16 protein-coding genes and 1 riboswitch are annotated in these 17,052 nt (G+C 68.9%); of the genes, 3 read left to right on the top strand and 13 right to left on the bottom strand.

The window, feature by feature from the left end:
- Nucleotides 1-2: 2 nt before the first annotated feature.
- The 3 genes from ACZ5PP_RS14970 to ACZ5PP_RS14960 form a co-directional block, all read right to left on the bottom strand.
- On the bottom strand, nucleotides 3-914 hold the full coding sequence (locus tag ACZ5PP_RS14970; protein ID WP_040829102.1) for a bestrophin family protein: 912 nt from the start codon (nucleotides 912-914) through the stop codon (nucleotides 3-5).
- 144 nt (nucleotides 915-1,058) lie between these two features.
- Nucleotides 1,059-1,532, bottom strand: a complete 474-nt coding sequence (locus ACZ5PP_RS14965; RefSeq protein WP_276656772.1) for a phosphate-starvation-inducible PsiE family protein — start codon at nucleotides 1,530-1,532, stop codon at nucleotides 1,059-1,061.
- 80 nt (nucleotides 1,533-1,612) lie between these two features.
- Nucleotides 1,613-2,005, bottom strand: a complete 393-nt coding sequence (locus ACZ5PP_RS14960; protein WP_004310375.1) for a TerB family tellurite resistance protein — start codon at nucleotides 2,003-2,005, stop codon at nucleotides 1,613-1,615.
- Nucleotides 2,006-2,159: 154 nt separating this feature from the next.
- On the opposite strand from ACZ5PP_RS14960, the gene ACZ5PP_RS14955 reads away from it, so the two are divergent.
- A complete protein-coding gene (locus ACZ5PP_RS14955; protein WP_464826195.1) occupies nucleotides 2,160-3,077 on the top strand; it encodes a LysR family transcriptional regulator in 918 nt (305 codons plus the stop codon).
- Nucleotides 3,078-3,107: 30 nt separating this feature from the next.
- Here ACZ5PP_RS14955 and trxA read toward each other — a convergent pair whose 3' ends face one another.
- Nucleotides 3,108-3,485 (bottom strand): thioredoxin, encoded by a 378-nt coding sequence (trxA, locus tag ACZ5PP_RS14950; RefSeq protein ID WP_004310378.1) that lies wholly within the window; start codon nucleotides 3,483-3,485, stop codon nucleotides 3,108-3,110.
- 119 nt (nucleotides 3,486-3,604) lie between these two features.
- Between trxA and ACZ5PP_RS14945 the strand changes: the two genes are divergently transcribed.
- Complete coding sequence (locus ACZ5PP_RS14945) at nucleotides 3,605-4,717, top strand: S-(hydroxymethyl)glutathione dehydrogenase/class III alcohol dehydrogenase (protein WP_004365246.1); 1,113 nt, start codon at nucleotides 3,605-3,607, stop codon at nucleotides 4,715-4,717.
- Between the two features lie 14 nt (nucleotides 4,718-4,731).
- Nucleotides 4,732-5,580, top strand: coding sequence for an S-formylglutathione hydrolase (gene fghA / locus ACZ5PP_RS14940; protein ID WP_043742772.1), 849 nt, complete (start codon nucleotides 4,732-4,734; stop codon nucleotides 5,578-5,580).
- A 102-nt stretch (nucleotides 5,581-5,682) separates the two neighbouring features.
- Here fghA and metH read toward each other — a convergent pair whose 3' ends face one another.
- The 9 genes from metH to ACZ5PP_RS14895 all read right to left on the bottom strand — a co-directional run bounded on the left by metH (nucleotide 5,683) and on the right by ACZ5PP_RS14895 (nucleotide 17,011).
- Nucleotides 5,683-9,381: a methionine synthase gene (gene metH / locus ACZ5PP_RS14935; RefSeq protein ID WP_464826194.1), complete on the bottom strand. Its 3,699-nt coding sequence runs from the start codon at nucleotides 9,379-9,381 to the stop codon at nucleotides 5,683-5,685.
- Nucleotides 9,382-9,456: 75 nt separating this feature from the next.
- Nucleotides 9,457-9,531: riboswitch (S-adenosyl-L-homocysteine riboswitch) on the bottom strand.
- A 46-nt stretch (nucleotides 9,532-9,577) separates the two neighbouring features.
- Complete coding sequence (locus ACZ5PP_RS14930) at nucleotides 9,578-10,201, bottom strand: hypothetical protein (protein ID WP_464826193.1); 624 nt, start codon at nucleotides 10,199-10,201, stop codon at nucleotides 9,578-9,580.
- 13 nt (nucleotides 10,202-10,214) lie between these two features.
- Nucleotides 10,215-10,706, bottom strand: coding sequence for an outer membrane protein assembly factor BamE domain-containing protein (bamE, locus tag ACZ5PP_RS14925; RefSeq protein WP_012584531.1), 492 nt, complete (start codon nucleotides 10,704-10,706; stop codon nucleotides 10,215-10,217).
- A gap of 233 nt (nucleotides 10,707-10,939) precedes the next feature.
- On the bottom strand, nucleotides 10,940-12,145 hold the full coding sequence (locus tag ACZ5PP_RS14920; protein ID WP_464826192.1) for an ABC transporter substrate-binding protein: 1,206 nt from the start codon (nucleotides 12,143-12,145) through the stop codon (nucleotides 10,940-10,942).
- 76 nt (nucleotides 12,146-12,221) lie between these two features.
- Nucleotides 12,222-13,187, bottom strand: coding sequence for a branched-chain amino acid ABC transporter permease (locus ACZ5PP_RS14915; RefSeq protein WP_464826191.1), 966 nt, complete (start codon nucleotides 13,185-13,187; stop codon nucleotides 12,222-12,224).
- Nucleotides 13,187-14,056 carry a branched-chain amino acid ABC transporter permease gene (locus ACZ5PP_RS14910; protein ID WP_004310394.1) on the bottom strand — a complete coding sequence of 290 codons (870 nt, stop codon included), beginning with the start codon at nucleotides 14,054-14,056 and terminating at the stop codon, nucleotides 13,187-13,189. Before ACZ5PP_RS14910 ends, ACZ5PP_RS14915 begins: the two co-directional genes overlap by 1 nt.
- Nucleotides 14,057-14,071: 15 nt before the next feature.
- Nucleotides 14,072-14,776, bottom strand: coding sequence for an ABC transporter ATP-binding protein (locus ACZ5PP_RS14905; protein WP_004310396.1), 705 nt, complete (start codon nucleotides 14,774-14,776; stop codon nucleotides 14,072-14,074).
- Entirely contained in the window at nucleotides 14,776-15,615 is an 840-nt protein-coding gene (locus ACZ5PP_RS14900; protein WP_004310398.1) for an ABC transporter ATP-binding protein, read from the bottom strand. Before ACZ5PP_RS14900 ends, ACZ5PP_RS14905 begins: the two co-directional genes overlap by 1 nt.
- A 187-nt stretch (nucleotides 15,616-15,802) precedes the next feature.
- Nucleotides 15,803-17,011 carry a multidrug effflux MFS transporter gene (locus ACZ5PP_RS14895; RefSeq protein ID WP_004310400.1) on the bottom strand — a complete coding sequence of 403 codons (1,209 nt, stop codon included), beginning with the start codon at nucleotides 17,009-17,011 and terminating at the stop codon, nucleotides 15,803-15,805.
- Between the last annotated feature and the right edge of the window lie 41 nt (nucleotides 17,012-17,052).

Genomic DNA, 17,052 nt, shown 5'->3' with positions numbered 1-17,052 from the left:
GCTCAGTTGAGCACGAAATCCCCATCCGGCTGCGGCGCGGGCGGCGGCGTGTCGCCGAGCAGCTCGCGCAGGCTGGCGTCGATGGAGGCGACGATGGCATCGAGCGCCAGGTCGTTCGTCATCGTGCCGAAGGGCTCCTCGATCTCGTCGCTGAGCGCCTCGAGCGCGAAGAAGGTGTAGGACACGAAACCCACCACCAGCGGCGTCATCCAGCCCGTCGTATCCACCAGGCCGAAGGGCAGCAGCATGCAGTACGTGTACGAGCTGCGGTGCAGGATCACCGTGTAGGTGAACGGCAGCGGCGTGTTGGCGATGCGCTCGCAGCCCCCGAGCGCGGCCGACAGCGCGTCGAGCGAGCCCTCCATGTGCTGCGCCAGCATCGGCGGCAGGCAGCCCGCCTCGCGCCGGTCGCGCACCCATTGGCCGAGCCACAGCAGCACCAGCGCGGGTGCGAAGCGGGCGCTCCGCACGCGTCCGAGCACCGCGTCCGGAAGCAGGCCTTCGAGCCCCTCGTCGCGCGGACGGCCGCGCAGCTGGTTGCGCATCGTGCTTGCGAAGGCGATCAGGCCGAGCACGAAGGGGCGGGCATCGACGTCGGCGCGCGTCAGGGTCAGGGCATGCCGCGACAGGTTGCGCGCCTCGACCAGCACGACGCCCCAGAATTTGCGCGCTTCCCAGTAGCGGTCGTAGCTCGCGTTGATGCGAAAGCCGAGGAAGATCGCCAGGGCGACCCCCATCAGCGAGAACGGCGCGGAGGTCAGCGTGACCTTGACGTGGAAGAGTTGGCCGTGCGCGAGCACCACCGCGCAGGACAGCAACAGCACGAAGAGCTGCTGCGAGAAGATGCGCGGCAACAAGGAGCCGCGGCGGACGAAGAGAAGGTGAATCCAGTGCGGACGAGGGCGGACGATCACGACGGGCGGGCGCGGGGCGAGGCGAGGCGCAAAGGCGTGGATTCTGACAGCTTCGCGGCGAGGGGGAGCAATTTCGATCGCAACCGACGCCCTCGGCGTCCGGTCCCGGCCGCGACCGACGGGCCTGAGGTGCCCGCGTCCCCCTCACTCGCCGGGCCGCGCCGACACCAGCCAGTAGGTCACGCCGAGCGCGAGCACGATCACGCCGATCGCGAACAGGTACATCGGCTCCAGCGTCGACAGGTCGAGCACGATCACCTTGCGCGCGATCGCCATCAGCGCGGTGGCGATCACCAGCTTGACGTGGATGACGTCGTCGCGCAGGTAGAGCGTGATGTTGACGAAGATCTCGATCGCGATCAGCACCGCCAGGAAGGCGGCGAAGACCACGAAGATGTCGTTGAGGTCGAGCAGCAGGAAGGGCGGATCGGACAGCTTCTCGTAGAGCACGAGGACGACGTCCGCGACGGTCCACAGGATCACCGCCACCATCAGCACCGCCAGCACGCGGATCGCCTGGCGGATGATCCAGTGCAGGCGGTCGATCAGGGGATCGTCGACACGATCGCCCAGATGGTTGTCGTGGGCCTTGCCGGGCCCGTGCCTCATCTCCTCCATGACTGCCTCCGTGGCGGTGGTGGCGAGCGCGCCGGATCATGTTCCGACCCGGCTCGCCACCGGGTTCGTTCGGGCGTGCCCTAGTGCGGGCGCGAGCCCCATTTTTCCAGCGCGCGGGCGAGCACCTCGACCTCGGCCGAGGTCTCGACCCCGTCGGCGCTGACGATGTCCTGCATCGTGCGCAACAGGGCCTGCTGCAGCCTGGGGTCGGCGATGTCCTCGAGCAGCAGGTCGAGCACCTCGTCGGCCACCTTCAGGCGCACGCCGTCGAGGTAGTGCGCGCTCAGCAGCAGGTCGTCGCAGTATTCGCGCAGGATGCGCTCGAACTCCACGCTGCCGATGCCCAGCCTGCGGGCGAGGTCGGCGTGCATCATCGTGTCGACCTCGTTGCGGTCCAGGCCGCCGTCGGCGAGCACGGTGAGGGCGAGCAGGCGGGCGGCCGCCGGGGTGCTGTTCGTTTCGTAGTGGCGCATGGCGTGGTCTCCTTTCGTGTGCGGTCTCTTGCGTCGCCGCGCGCTCCCGGGGGAAGCGCCGCGGCCGACGAGTGCAGACTAAGGCAGAAGCATCCGCCGAAAAAGTCGACTACGATTAGTCAATCGATCGATTTTTTCGACGGAACCGAAGGCCATGGGCAACAGCGAGCTCAACTACAAGCACCTGCGCTACTTCTGGACCGTCGCGCGCGTGGGCACGATCGCCGAGGCCGGGCGGGTGCTCGGGCTGGCGCCGCACTCGATCAGCGCCCAGCTCGCCACCTTCGAGGGCACGCTCGGCGTCACCCTGTTCCGCCGCAGCGGCCGCCGCCTGGCGCTGACCGAAGCGGGCGAGCGCATCCTGGGGCAGGCCGAGGAGATCTTCGCGCTCGGCGACCAGATCGTGGAGACGCTGCGCGACGACAGCCTGCGCCGCAGCCTGCCCTTCCGCATCGGCATCCCGGACTCGATGCCCAAGTCGATGGTGCATCGCCTGATCGAGCCGGCGCTGCGCCTGGAGCGCCCAGGCCGGCTGGTGTGCCGCGAGTCGCCGCTGTCCGAGCTGCTCGCCGAGCTCGCGGTGCACCGCCTCGACCTGGTGATCGCCGACCGCCCGATCCCGCCCGAGGTCAGCGTGCGCGGCCACGAGCACCTGCTCGGCGAGAGCACCCTGAGCGTGTTCGCCGCGCCGGAGCTGGCCGGGCGCCTGCAGGGCGACTTCCCGCGCCTGCTCGACGGCGCGCCCTTCCTGCTGCCGGGCGAGGACGTCGCCCATCGCGGCGCCCTGCTGCAGTGGTTCGAGCGCATGCGCATCCGCCCGGCGATCGTCGCCGAATTCGACGACAGCGCGCTGATGAAGGCCTTCGGCCAGGCCGGCGATGGCGTGTTCGCCGCCCCCACCACGATCGCCGATTACGTGTGCCGGCAGTACGGGGTGCGCCTGCTCGGCGAGGTGCCGGATGCGCGCGCGCGCATCTATGCGATCACCACCGAGCGCCGGCTCTCGCATCCGGCCATGCAGGCGATCCGCAACGCGGCCGCGCGCGCGCTGACGCCCGCGCCGCGGGCCTGAGGGTCGGCCGGAATCCCTCGCCGGGGTCGTTCAGCCCTGCTGCGCGTCCGCCTGTTGCTGGGCGATCTCGGCGCGCACCTGGTCCATGTCGAGGCCGCGCACGCCCTCGATCACCTGGTTCAGCGCGTTCGCGGGCAGCGCGCCGGACTCGCGGAACACCATGACGCCCTCGCGGATCACCGCGATGGTGGGGATGGAGCGGATCTGGAAGGCCGCGGCGAGATCCTGCTGGGCCTCGGTGTCGACCTTGCCGAAAACGATGTCGGGGTTGGCCTCGGCTGCCGCCTCGTAGGTCGGCGCGAAATTGCGGCAGGGACCGCACCAGGCCGCCCAGAAGTCGAGGAACACGATCGGGTGGTGCGCGACGGTGTCGTTGAAATTGTCGGCGGTGAGTTCGAGGGTGGCCATGTGCGGCTCCATTCAATATTAGCGAAGGGCGATGATACGTCGCGCGACCGCATGGGTCACGGAGCGGTCGGGCATTTCGCCTAGAATAACCGTTTGGACCCAATCGAAAAGGAAATCCCATGATCCGTTCCCGCGCCGCCGTCGCCTGGGCTGCCAAACAGCCGCTCGAAGTCACCGAAGTGGACGTCGCCCCGCCCAAGGCCGGCGAAGTGCTGGTACGCATCGTCGCCACCGGGGTCTGCCACACCGACGCCTACACGCTTTCGGGCGCGGATCCGGAAGGCATCTTCCCCGCCATCCTCGGCCACGAGGGCGGCGGCATCGTCGAGGCGGTGGGTGAAGGCGTGAGCTCGGTGGCGGTCGGCGACCACGTGATCCCGCTGTACACGCCCGAATGCGGCAAGTGCAAGTTCTGCCTGTCGGGCAAGACCAACCTCTGCCAGGCCATCCGCGCCACCCAGGGCAAGGGGCTGATGCCCGACGGCAGCAGCCGCTTCAGCAAGGACGGCAAGCCGATCTTCCACTACATGGGCACCTCGACCTTCTCGGAATACACCGTGCTGCCCGAGATCAGCGTGGCGAAGATCCGCAAGGACGCCCCGCTCGACAAGGTCTGCCTGCTCGGCTGCGGCGTCACCACCGGCATCGGCGCGGTGCGCAACACCGCCAAGGTCGAGGCCGGCGCCAGCGTGGCGGTGTTCGGCCTCGGCGGCATCGGCCTGTCGGCGATCATCGGCGCGGTCATGAACAAGGCCGGACGCATCGTCGCGGTCGACATCAACCCGGAGAAGTTCGAGATCGCACGCCAGCTCGGCGCCACCGACTGCATCAACCCGCTCGACTACGACCGCCCGATCCAGGAGGTCATCGTCGACCTCACCGACGGCGGCGTGGACTACTCCTTCGAGTGCATCGGCAACGTCAAGGTGATGCGCTCGGCGCTGGAGTGCTGCCACAAGGGCTGGGGCGAGTCGGTGATCATCGGCGTGGCCGGCGCGGGCGAGGAGATCTCCACCCGCCCCTTCCAGCTCGTCACCGGGCGGGTGTGGCGCGGCTCGGCCTTCGGTGGCGTGCGCGGGCGCAGCGAGCTGCCCGGCTACGTCGACATGGCGCAGCGCGGCGAAATCCCGCTCGACACCTTCATCACCCACCGCATGGGGCTGGAGGACATCAACAAGGCCTTCGACCTGATGCACGAAGGCAAGAGCATCCGCTCGGTGATCCTGTACTGATGGCGGAGACCGCGATGTCGACCGCCCCTGAGCAGATCGCCGCCAACCGCAGCTTCGGCGGCTGGCACCGCCGCTTCCGCCACCGCTCGGCGGCGCTGGGCTGCGACATGGTGTTCGCGATCTACCTGCCCCCGCAGGCCGCGGCCGGCCCGGTGCCGGTGCTGTACTGGCTGTCGGGGCTCACCTGCACCGACGAGAACTTCATGCAGAAGGCCGGCGCCCAGCGCCTGGCCGCCGAGCTGGGGATCGCGATCGTGGCGCCCGACACCAGCCCGCGTGGCACCGGGGTGCCGGGCGACCCGGACGGCGCATGGGACTTCGGGCTGGGCGCGGGCTTCTATGTGAACGCGACCGAGGAACCCTGGAGCCGCCACTACCGCATGTACGACTACGTGGTGACGGAACTGCCGGCGCTCGTCGAGGCGAACTTTCCGGTGAGCGACGCGCGCGCGATCTCGGGGCATTCGATGGGCGGGCACGGCGCGCTGGTGTGCGCGCTGAAGAACCCGGGGCGCTACCGCTCGGTGTCGGCCTTCGCGCCGATCGCCAACCCGAGTGCCTGCCCCTGGGGCGAGAAGGCGTTCTCGCGCTACCTCGGCGCGGAGCGCGCGCGCTGGCTCGAATGGGATGCCTGCGCGCTGATCGCCGGCGCCAGCGAGCGCCTGCCATTGCTGGTGGACCAGGGCGAAGCCGACGGTTTTCTCGCCGAACAGCTCCGCCCCGAGGCCCTGCGCACCGCTTGCGCCGCCGCCGGCCACCCGCTCACGCTGCGCCTGCAGGCGGGTTACGACCACAGCTACTACTTCATCGCCAGCTTCATCGACGAGCACCTGCGCCACCACGCCGCCGCGCTGCGCGGCTGAAGCGCCGTGTTCGCGCCTTGCCGCGCGCCTACACGAAGATTCTCGCGCGTCTTCCGTAGGCGCGCCGCAAGGCGCGAAGCGGGCCGCGGGACGAGCGCCCTCTCACAGCAGCGGCGCCAGCCAGCGCGCGGCCTCGTCGACCTCCATGCCGGTGCGGCGCGCCCAGTCCTCGAGCTGGTCGCGGCCGATCTTGGAGACGGCGAAGTAGTGGCTCTCGGGGTGGGCGAAGTAGAAGCCGCTCACCGCCGCCGCCGGCGTCATCGCGTAGCTCTCGGTGAGGTCCATGCCGATGCGCGTGCGCGCGCCGAGCAGCTCGAACAGCGGGCCCTTGACGGTGTGGTCCGGGCAGGCCGGGTAGCCCGGCGCGGGACGGATGCCGCGATACTCCTCGCGGATCAGGGCCTCGTTGCCGAGCGTCTCGTCGGCGGCATAGCCCCAGCACTCGCGGCGCACGCGCTCGTGCAGCCACTCGGCGCAGGCCTCGGCGAGGCGATCGGCCAGGCTCTTCAGCATGATGGCGTGGTAGTCATCGTGCGCGGCCTCGAACTCTGCGACCCGGGCCTCGATGCCGAGGCCGGCGGTGACCGCGAAGGCGCCGATCCAGTCCGGCACGCCGGATTCCTTGGGCGCGACGAAGTCCGCCAGGCACCAGTGCGGCTTGCCCGCCGGGCGCTCGTGCTGCTGGCGCAGGCCGTGCCAGACCATGGCGAGGTGCTTGCGGTCCTCGCCGGTGTAGATCTCGATGTCGTCCCCCGCCGCGTTGGCCGGGAACAGCCCGAACACCGCTTTGGCCTGCAGCCACTCCTCGGCGACGATCCTCTCCAGCATCGCCTTTCCGTCGGCAAAGACGTTGCGCGCGGTCTCGCCCACCACTTCGTCGTCGAGGATGGCGGGGAAGCGGCCGGCGAGGTCCCAGGTCTGGAAGAAGGGGCCCCAGTCGATGTAATCGACCAAGTCGCCGAGCTCGACGTCGATCGCCTGCACGCCCAGCATGTTCGGGCGCGGCGGCTGGTATTCGGAGGCGACGCGGAAGGCGTTGGCGCGCGCAGCCTCGAGGCTCACCAGCTGCACGCCCTTCTTGTTGGCGTGCAGCGCGCGGATCTTCTCGTAGTCGGCGGCGACCTCGGCCTTGAAGGCCTCGCTCCGGCCTTCGGACAGCAGCGCGGTGACCACGCCCACCGCACGCGAGGCGTCGGGCACGTACACCACCGGCTGATCGTAGTGCGGCGCGATCTTGATCGCGGTGTGGTTGCGGCTGGTGGTGGCGCCGCCGATCAGCAGCGGCACGGAAAAGCCCTGGCGCTTCATCTCGGCGGCGACGTGGGCCATCTCCTCGAGCGAGGGCGTGATCAGGCCGGACAGGCCGATCGCCTGCGCGCCGTGCTCCTTCGCCGCCTCGAGGATCTTCGCTGCCGGCACCATCACGCCGAGGTCGATCACCTCGTAGCCATTGCAGCCGAGCACCACGCCGACGATGTTCTTGCCGATGTCGTGCACGTCGCCCTTGACCGTGGCGACGACGATACGGCCCTTGCTGCTGGCGCCGGTGCGCAGCTTCTCGGCCTCGATGTAGGGGATCAGGTGCGCCACCGCCTGCTTCATGACGCGCGCCGACTTCACCACCTGGGGCAGGAACATCTTGCCCGCGCCGAAGAGGTCGCCGACCACGTTCATGCCGGCCATCAGCGGGCCCTCGATCACCGCCAGCGGCGGCTTGCCCGCGGCCTCCAGCTTCGCCCTCACCTCCTCGGTATCGGCGACGACGAACTCGGTGATGCCCTTGACCAGCGCGTGGCTCAAGCGCTCCTCGACCGCCCACTCGCGCCAGGCGAGGTCCTGCGCGGACTCCTTGGCCTGGCCCTTCACCGTCTGCGCGAACTCGACCAGCGCCTCGCCCGCCCCGGGCTTGCGGTTCATCACCACGTCCTCGACCTTGTCGCGCAGCTCGGGCGCGAGCTCGTCATAGACGCCGAGCTGGCCGGCATTGACGATGCCCATCGACAAGCCGGCCTTGATCGCGTGGTAGAGGAACACGGTGTGGATCGCCTCGCGCACCGGGTCGTTGCCGCGGAAGCTGAAGGACACGTTCGACACCCCGCCCGAGGTCTTGGCGTACGGCAGGTTCTCCTTGATCCAGGCCACCGCGTTGATGAAGTCGACCGCGTAGTTGTCGTGCTCCTCGATGCCGGTGGCGATGGCGAAGATGTTGGGGTCGAAGATGATGTCCTCGGCCGGGAAGCCGGCGCCGCCCTCGGCCACCGGCTTCACCAGCAGCCTGTAGGCGCGCTCGCAGATCTCGGTCTTGCGGCGGAAGGTGTCGGCCTGACCCTTTTCGTCGAAGGCCATCACGATCACTGCCGCACCATAGCGGCGTGCGAGCCGCGCCTGGCGCAGGAACTCTGCCTCGCCCTCCTTCATCGAGATCGAGTTGACCACGCCCTTGCCCTGGATGCACTTGAGGCCGGCCTCGATCACCGACCACTTCGACGAGTCGAGCATGATCGGCACACGCGAGATGTCGGGCTCGGTGGCGATCAACTTGCAGAAGCGCTCCATGGCGGCGACCGAATCCAGCATCGCCTCGTCCATGTTGATGTCGATGACCTGGGCACCGTTTTCGACCTGCTGGCGCGCCACCGCGAGCGCGTCGTCGAAGCGGCCCTCGAGGATCATGCGCGCGAAGGCCTTGGAACCGGTGACGTTGGTGCGCTCGCCGACGTTGACGAAAAGACTGTCGCCGCCGACGTTGAAGGGCTCCAGCCCGGACAGGCGCAGCTTTTTCTCCAGCACCGGCACGGCGCGCGGCGCCAGGCCCCGGACCGCTTCGGCGATCGCCGCGATGTGCGCCGGCGTGGTGCCGCAGCAGCCGCCGACGATGTTCACCAGGCCGCTCTGCGCCCACTCGCGAATCTGGCCGGCGAGGTGCTCGGGCGTCTCGTCGTAGCCGGTGGGCGACAGCGGGTTGGGCAGGCCGGCGTTGGGGTGGGCGGACACGTGGGTGTCGCAGGCGGTGGAGAGTTCCTCGACGTACTGGCGCAGCTGGTCGGCGCCGAGCGCGCAGTTGAGGCCGAAGCTGATCGGCTGCGCGTGGCCGAGCGAGTTCCAGAAGGCCTCCGCGGTCTGGCCCGACAGCGTGCGGCCCGAGGCGTCGGTGATGGTGCCCGAGATCATCACCGGCCAGCGCCGGCCGAGGTCCTCGAACAGCTTCTCGATCGCGAACACCGCCGCCTTGGCATTCAGCGTATCGAAGATGGTCTCGATCAGCAGGATGTCGGCACCGCCTTCGAGCAGGCCCTTCGCCGAGGCGTAGTAGTCGTCGGCAAGCGCATCGAAGCTGATGTTGCGGTAGCCGGGATCGTTCACATCGGGCGAGATCGACAGCGTGCGCGAGGTCGGCCCGAGCACGCCGGCGCAGAAGCGCGGCCTGGCGGGGTCCTTTGCGGTGTATTCGTCGCACAGCCGGCGCACCAGGCGGGCGCCCTCGACGTTGAGGTCGTAGGCCAGCGCCTCCAGGCCGTACTCCGCCTGCGACACGCGGGTGGCGTTGAAGGTGTTGGTCTCGATGAGGTCGGCGCCAGCCTCGAGGTAGGCGCGGTGGATGCCGGCGACCACGTCCGGACGCGTGAGCACCAGCAGATCGTTGTTGCCCTTGAGGTCCTTAGGGTGGTCGAGGAAGCGCTCGCCGCGGTAGTCCGCCTCGCCCAGCTTCTCCTGCTGGATCATCGTGCCCATGGCGCCGTCCAGGATCAGGATGCGCTCGGCGAGAAGCTGGCGGAGTTCGATGCTGCGGTCGGCTTGCATGGGATGTCCTCGGTCGTTCGACGGTCGCCGGGCAACGCCACGCACAAATGCGAACGGCGCCACAAACCGGCTGAAGGTTTGTGAGCGCCGTTGATCGGTTGCCGAGCCTGGCCCCGGATCGATCAGGGGGTCGCAGCGCTCCTCGGCAGGCCCAGGATTCTATCGGCAGCATGCGCCCGCTGCCAAGGGCAGCGGCCTACCAGAAGAAGGGGTGCCCGAACGGCCGCGGGAAGAAGGGGCCGGGATAACCCCAGCCGATGCCCCAGCCCCAGGGGTGGCCGTAGTAGCCGCTCCAGCCCCCGAGGAGGGCGCCGTCACGCGGGAACACGTAGGTCTGGCTGGTCCGCACCACCTTGCCGTCGATGAAGTGCACGTTGAACAGGACGGCGATCCCAGGACCGTCGTTGCGGATGTTCCAGTCCCACACCTCCTCGCCCGAGTTGCGGAAGCGCTGCTCGGAGCGGTGGGTGCCGAGCAGGCGCGAGACCTGCTCCTTGTCCATGCCGCGCTCGACGCGGGCGAGATTCTCGGGGGCGAGCGCATCCCACTGGCGCAGCACGATCCCGCCCCGGTCGACCTGCACCATCAGGCAGCTACGACCGTTGGGCTGGGTGGAATACTCCAGCGTGACCGTGCCGTCGTCGTTGTTCCAGCGCCGCGTGGGCTCACCGCGCGCGGACAGGGCCTCGGCCTCGGTGGTGTAGGGACGCGGCGGCTCGAAGCTCGCGCAACCTGCGAGCAGGACGGCCAGCAATACAGGCCACAGCCAGCACAGCGGTGAAGCCTGGGCGCGGACGGACGGGGTGCTGGGGAAATACATCGAGGCCTCCCTGCTAACGCTTGAACTGGGTATGTCTTCCGGTTCCGGTCACTCGCCCTTCGTTGTTGAACGACACCGTGAAGAAGACCGGATCGTTCGTGCCGTCGGGACCGCGCGAGATCCGCCACTCCCACACCGTCTCCTGCTTGAGCTGGAAGAACTGGCTGGACGCCGGCTTGCCAAGCAGGCGACGCACCTGGTCGCCATTCATGCCGTGTTGGACCTTGGCGAAGGTCTCCTCGTTCAGCACCTGGTCGATGCGGCGCAGGATCTGGTCGGGGCCGATGGTGATCATGAAGCACTCGATCCCCTCCGGCTGACGGCTGAACTCCCAGGTGAGCGAGCCGTCCTCGTTGCGCCATTCCATGTGTGGCGGGCCGAAGCGCTCGCGCACCTCGGCGGAGGTGGACACCCCGGGCTTGAGCTCCTTCACGTTGATATAGTCGCAGGCCGTGATGCCGAGCGCGGACAGCAGGCCACAAAGCCAGGCGAGGATGCGTTTCATCCGGATTCTCCGTTGATCGACGGCATGTGCCAGCGGCCGCCGGGACGCCCTCCAGCCATGCACGGGCCCGGCCGGGAGCGCAGCGACGCCATCAGCATCGATGATGCCGAGCCGTTTTGCAATCGGGGAATGGTGAGGCTTTGCAATCGCACGCGGGGGTCGCAAGCGCTCGCGGCGGCGGCCGCGAACGCTTGCGTTTCGGAACAAGCCGCCCGCCGAGCGGGCGGGCGCGATCACTTCATGTCGGCGATCGACTCGTACCTGTTGCCGCTGACCTTGAAGAAGGCGTAGTTGCCCGGCACGTCGCCGGCGGCATCGAACTCGTGGTCGCCGCCGGCGCCCTTGTAGTCGATGTCCTTGCCTTCGGCGATCAGCTTCTTGGCCTTGGCCCACTCGCCCGCCAGGATCGGCTCGCCGGGCGCGGTCGCCACCGCGCGCAGCGACTCGGCCAGCTTGGTCTTGTCGCCCCCCGCCTTCTCGATCGCCAGCGCGGCGAGGAAGGCGGCGTCGTAGGAGGTGGTGGCGAACACGGCGTCGATGTTCTCGCCCGCGGCCTTGAAGGCCTTGTTGAAGTTGTCGAGCGAGGCCGAGGCCTCGCCCACCGGGGCGGACACGAAGAAGCCACCGAGGTTGGCCGCGCCGATCGCCTTGACCAGACCCTCGGACTTCATGCCGTCGGCGCCGACGAAGGTCTTGAAGAAGTTGTTCTCGAGCGACTGGCGCAGGATGCTCAGGCCGGTGCCGTCGCCGTAATCGAAGATGACCAGGGTGTCTGCGCCACCGCGCGCGAGCGTGGCCAACTCGGAGCGGTAGGAGGCCTTGCCCTCCTCGTGGCCCGAATAGCCGGCGATGGTGCCGCCGTTGGCCTCGAACTCGGACTTGAAGGATTCGGCCAGGCCCTTGCCGTAGTCGTTGTTCAGGTAGGCCACCGCCACCTTGGAGATGCCGCGCGCCTTGAGGGTGCGCGCCAGCGCACGGCCCTGGTAGTCGTCGGACGGCAAGGTGCGGAAGACGAGGTCCTTGTCCTTGAGCTTGGTGATCTCCGGCGAGGTACCCGAGGGGGTGATCATGAGCACGCCGGCGGGGATGGTCACCGAGTTGGCGGCGGCGAGCACCTCGCCCGAGCACGGGGGCCCGACCACCGCCAGCACGCGGTCGATGTTGACCGCCTTGGTGGCGACGTCGGTGGCGTTCTGCGGGTTGCAGGCGCTGTCGCCGAGCACCGCCTCGAGCTTGCCGCCCTTGAGGATGCCGCCCTGTTCATTGATGTGGGCGACCGCCAGCTTCGAGGCCGCCGCCATCGGCGGCGCGAGCGCCGCGATCGGGCCCGAGATGGCCGCCATCAGGCCGAGCTTGACGTCCTGCGCATGAGCGGGCGCCGCGATCACCGCAGCGCCCAGCACGGCGCCGACCACAGTAGCGAGGGTCTTTCTCTTCACCTTTGTCACCTCCTGAATGTGCCGAAGCACCTGATGGACGATGCGGGTCCGCAGGGGGCCCGCCACGAAGTTCCGGTCATGCGTCGCGCGGCGCGCCGGGGCGCTGCGGTGGCGAACCCGCCTGGCGCTCGGGCAGGATGCCCTCGGGGCGGAAGCGCAGCACCAGCTGCAAGGTCAGGCCGATGATGAACACGCGCGCATACTTGGCCTGCACCGCGACCTCGGTGGGCAGGCGGTCGGTGAGCAGCTCGGACACCGACCAGATGATCCAGATGACCGCCGCGCCGAGGATGGCACCGCGGTTGTTCCCGGAGCCGCCCAGGATCAGCATGATCCAGATGAGGAAAGTGGCGATCATGGGGTCGATCGCCTCGGGGGTGATCGAGCGGTTGAAGTGCACGAACAGCGCGCCCGCCAGCCCCATCAGCGCCGAGCCGAACACGAAGGCCTGCAGCCGGCGCGCCTCGACCTGCTTGCCCATCGCCGCGGCGGCGAGTTCGTTGTCGCGGATCGCCCGCATCATGCGCCCCCACGGCGCCTTCACCTGGCGCTCGACGAGCAGGTAGGCGATCAGCACCAGGGTGGCGACGATCGCCAGGTAGGCGATCTGCGAGGGCATGTAGTCGAGGTCGCCGAAGGGACGGGGCACGCCGGTGACGCCGCGCACGCCGCCGGTGAGCCAGCCTTCGGTGCGGATCACAAGGCGGATGATCTCGGCGATGCCGATGGTGGCGATGGCGAGGTAGTCGGAGCGGAAGCGCAGGCAGATCTTGCCGATCGGCCAGGCGATCGCCGCCGCGGCCGCCATGGACGCCGCCCAGCCGACCAGCAGGGGGAGCTCGTAGCCACCGAGCCGGCCGGTGGCGGGCAGGCTGGTGAGGATCGCGGAGGTGTAGGCGCCGACCGCGAAGAAGCCCGCGATGCCGGCGTTGAAAAGGCCGGTGAAGCCCCACTGGATGTTCAGCCCGAGCGCGAGCAGCGCGTAGATGCCGATCAGGATGGCCATGAAGACCGCGTAGTTGGCGAGTCCGAGCAGATCCATCAGAGCACCTTGCCGTTGAGCAGGCCGCGCGGGCGGACGAGCAGGATCAGCAGCAGCAGCGCGAAGGCGGTGGCCGCCTTGTACTGCGCCGGCAGGATGAAGATCGACAGCTCCTCGGCGATGCCCACGATCAGCCCGCCGAGCACCGCGCCCTCGACCCGACCCACACCACCGAGGATGGCGGCGGCGAACATCGGCAGCAGCACCTGCCAGCCCATCATCGAGTGCAGCTCGTTGTTGATGCCGAGCATGAAGCCCGAGGCCGCGCACAGCGCGCCGACGATCGCCCAGGTGAGCATGGTGACCTTGCGGTTATCCACGCCCGAAAGCCGCGCGAGGTCGGGGTTGTCCGACATCGCCCGCATCGCCTTGCCCCAGCGCGAATGGCGCAGGAAAAGGGTCAGCCCGATCACGATCGCCACCACCGCGGCCAGCGTGTACAGCTCGCGGTCGCGCAGCAGGATGCCGAAGTATTCGTCCGGGCGCACGATGCCGCTGGCGTAGGTGCGCGGATCGACGCCGAACACCACCTGCACCACCGCGCGCAGCATCAGCGCGACGCCGAGCGAGGCCATCACGGTCATGATCTTGGGCCGTGCCTTGAGGTAGTCGTAGAACAGCTTGTCGACGACGATCGCCACCACCGCGACCGCCGCCATCGCGATCGGCAGCGCCGCCCACGGGGTGAGCCCGGCGGTGACCAGGGCCAGCGCAACGAAGGCGCCCAGCGTGGCCATGTCGCCGTGGGCGAAGTGGGAGAAGCGCAGGATGCCGAACACCAGCGTGATCCCGATCGCGCCCACCGCGTAGATCGAGCCGAGCACGACGCCGGGCACGATGTGGAAGTTGAGGAAGTCCATGAAGCTCATGAGCGCCGGACTCCCTTAGCCGCCGAGGAACATTTCGGCCACCTCGCGATCCGCGAGCAGGGCCTGTCCGCTGCCCTCGTGGCGGTTGGCGCCGGTGGCGAGCACGTAACCGCGGTCGCAGAAGGCGAGCGCCTGCTTGGCGTGCTGCTCGACGAGCAGGATGGAGACACCGGCGTCGCGCACGTCGCGGGTGATCTGGAAGATCTGTTCCATGTACTTGGGGGAGAGGCCGGCGGTGGGTTCGTCGAGCAGCAGCAGCTTGGGATCGAGCATCAGCGCGCGCCCCATCGCCACCATCTGGCGCTGGCCGCCGGAAAGGTCGCCGGCAAGGTTGCGGCGCTTGGCCTTGAGGTCGGGGAAGAGCCCGTAGATGCGATCGTAGGCGGCGGCGAGGTCGCCGCGGCGCAGGAAGGCGCCCATCTCGAAGTTCTCGTGCACCGTCATCTCGCGGAACACGTTGTCCACCTGCGGCACGTAGCAGATGCCGCGCTGCACGATGCGGTCGGGCGCCCAGCCGGTGATGTCCTCGCCGTCGAAGACGATATTGCCGCCGCGGATCGTGAGCAGGCCGAACACGGATTTCATCGCGGTGGACTTGCCGGCGCCGTTGGGGCCGACGATGACGACGATCTCGCGCTCGCCCACGGTCATCGACACCCCGTGCAGGATGTCGGCGTCGCCGTAGCCGCCGCGCACGTCCTTCATTTCGAGGAGCGCCATCACAGGTCCTCCCGGTGCAGTTCCTGCTCGCGCAGTTCCTCGACCTTGGGGTCGTGCTCGGCAGCCTCGCGCTCGACCGCGGTCGGCGTCTCGCCGAGGTAGGCCTCGAGCACGCGGGAATCGGAGCGCACTGTATGGAAATCGCCCTGGATCAGCACCTTGCCCTCGGCCATGCACACCACCGGAGCGCACAGCTTCTCGATCATCTCCATGTCGTGCTCGATGAGGATGAAGGTGTAGCCGCGCTCGCGGTTGAGGATGAGGATCTTCTCCTCGAGCTTGCGCAGCAGGGTGCGGTTGACACCGGCGGCGGGCTCGTCGAGCAACACCAGTTTGGCGTCGGTCATCATCGTGCGGCCGAGCTCGAGCAGTTTCTTCTGCCCGCCGGACAGGTTGCCCGCGCGCTCGTCGGCGACGTGAGTCAGTTCCAGGAAGGCGAGCGTGTCGTCGGCCTTCTGGCGCACCGCCTCTTCGGCCGCGCGCACCTTGCCGGCGGCGAACCAGTTGGCGAAGAGGTTCTCGCCGGGTTGCCGCGGCGGCACCATCATCAGATTCTCGCGCGCGGTGAGGTTGTGGAACTCGTGGGGGATCTGGAAGGTGCGTACCAGGCCTTTGTGGAAGCGCGCGTCGGTAGGCAGCGCGGTGATGTCCTCGCCGAGGAAGCGGATGGTGCCCGCGGTCGGCTGCAGGGCGCCGGCGACCAGGTTGAACAGCGTGGTCTTGCCCGCGCCGTTGGGGCCGATGAGGCCGAGGATCTCGCCCTTGGCCACCCGCAGGGTGCAGCCATCCACGGCATGGAAGCCGCCGAAGGCTTTGACCAGGCCATCCACTTCGAGCATAGCGTTGCGATTCCTTGCGGCGAGAAGAGCGCGACAGAGGCGGCGTGAGCCGGCCCACCGGCACATGAACGTGACGCCCCGAGCAGGGCGGTCGATAACACACGGATACTAGAACGAGGCGTGACCTTAGCCGAATGCATCCGCGACAAAAATAGGGGCCAACCACTACGGGCGTGGCGCGACCTTGCTACGCCGCACCCTCGCGCACGTGCGCGCCCAGCCGCCACCATGCCATCCACGCACACAGGCCGAGCGCGGTGAACATGCCCATCCCCGACGCCAGCCCGAGCGGACTCGACCACAACAGCGGCGCCACCAGCGCCGAGCTTGCCGCGTTGAAGCCGATCTGCAGGAAGCTCTGGCAGCTCGACGCCATTCCGCGGCGCTCGGGAAAGATCTCCAGCCCGAGCAGGCTCATGCTCGGCATCGCCACCGCCATGCCGCAGCTGAACAAGCCGATCGGCAGCACCGAGACCGGCACCGCGGGGACGAGGAGGCCCGACACCGCGGCGTTGGCCACCACCGCCGCGAACATCAAGACGAAGCCGAAGCCCACCGTGCGCACCGGCGACCAGCGCCCGGCCACGCGCTCGGAGAGCGTCGAGCCGATCATCATCCCGCCCACCGCCGGACCGAACAGCCACACGAAACCGCCACTGCCCAGGCTCAGATGCTCGAGGATGAACACCGGCGCCGAGAGCACGTAGAGGAAGAAACCGTTGAAGTTCAGCGCCACCCCGAGCGCCAGCAGCATGAAGGCCGGGTGGCGGAAGATCGCCAGGTAGGCGCGCAGCAGCGGCCGCGGATGCAGCGGCTGGCGGTCCTCCTCGGCGAGCGTCTCGGGCAGGAAGCGCCACGTCGTCCACGCGAGCGCGAGCCCGAAAAGGGCCAGGAAGAAGAAGATCGCCCGCCAGCCTGCGAGCGCGAGCAGGCCCGCGCCCAGCATCGGCGCCAGCGCCGGAGCGAGCGCGAAGATCAGCATCACCCGCGACATCAGGCGCTGCGCCTGCGGCCCCTCGTGCAGGTCGCGCACCACCGCACGCCCGACCACGATGCCCGCGCCGCCGCTCAGCCCCTGCAGCGCGCGCCCGAACCACAGCCACTCGATGCTCGGCGCCAGCGCGCACACCAGCGAGGCGAGCGCGAACACCACCGTCAACGCGACCAGCACGCGGCGACGCCCGAAACGGTCGGCGAGCGCACCGTGCCATAGCACCATGGACGCGAGCGCCACCATGTAGATCGTCAGCGTCTGCTGCACCTCCAGCCGGCTCGCGCCCAACGCCGCCGCGATCGCCGGAAAGGCGGGCAGATAGGCATCGATCGCGAACGGGCCGATCGAGGACAGGGCTGCCAGCAGCGAAGCGAGGCGGGCGTGGGTGAGCGGTCGGATCATGTACGCCTTCGGGCGGACTCCTGGTGTCGTCGTCCGCAGCC

The sequence above is a fragment of the Thauera sp. DNT-1 genome (assembly GCF_055393985.1).
Note: the sequence above shows the minus strand (reverse complement) of the source record. Positions and strands in the feature narration are given on the sequence as shown.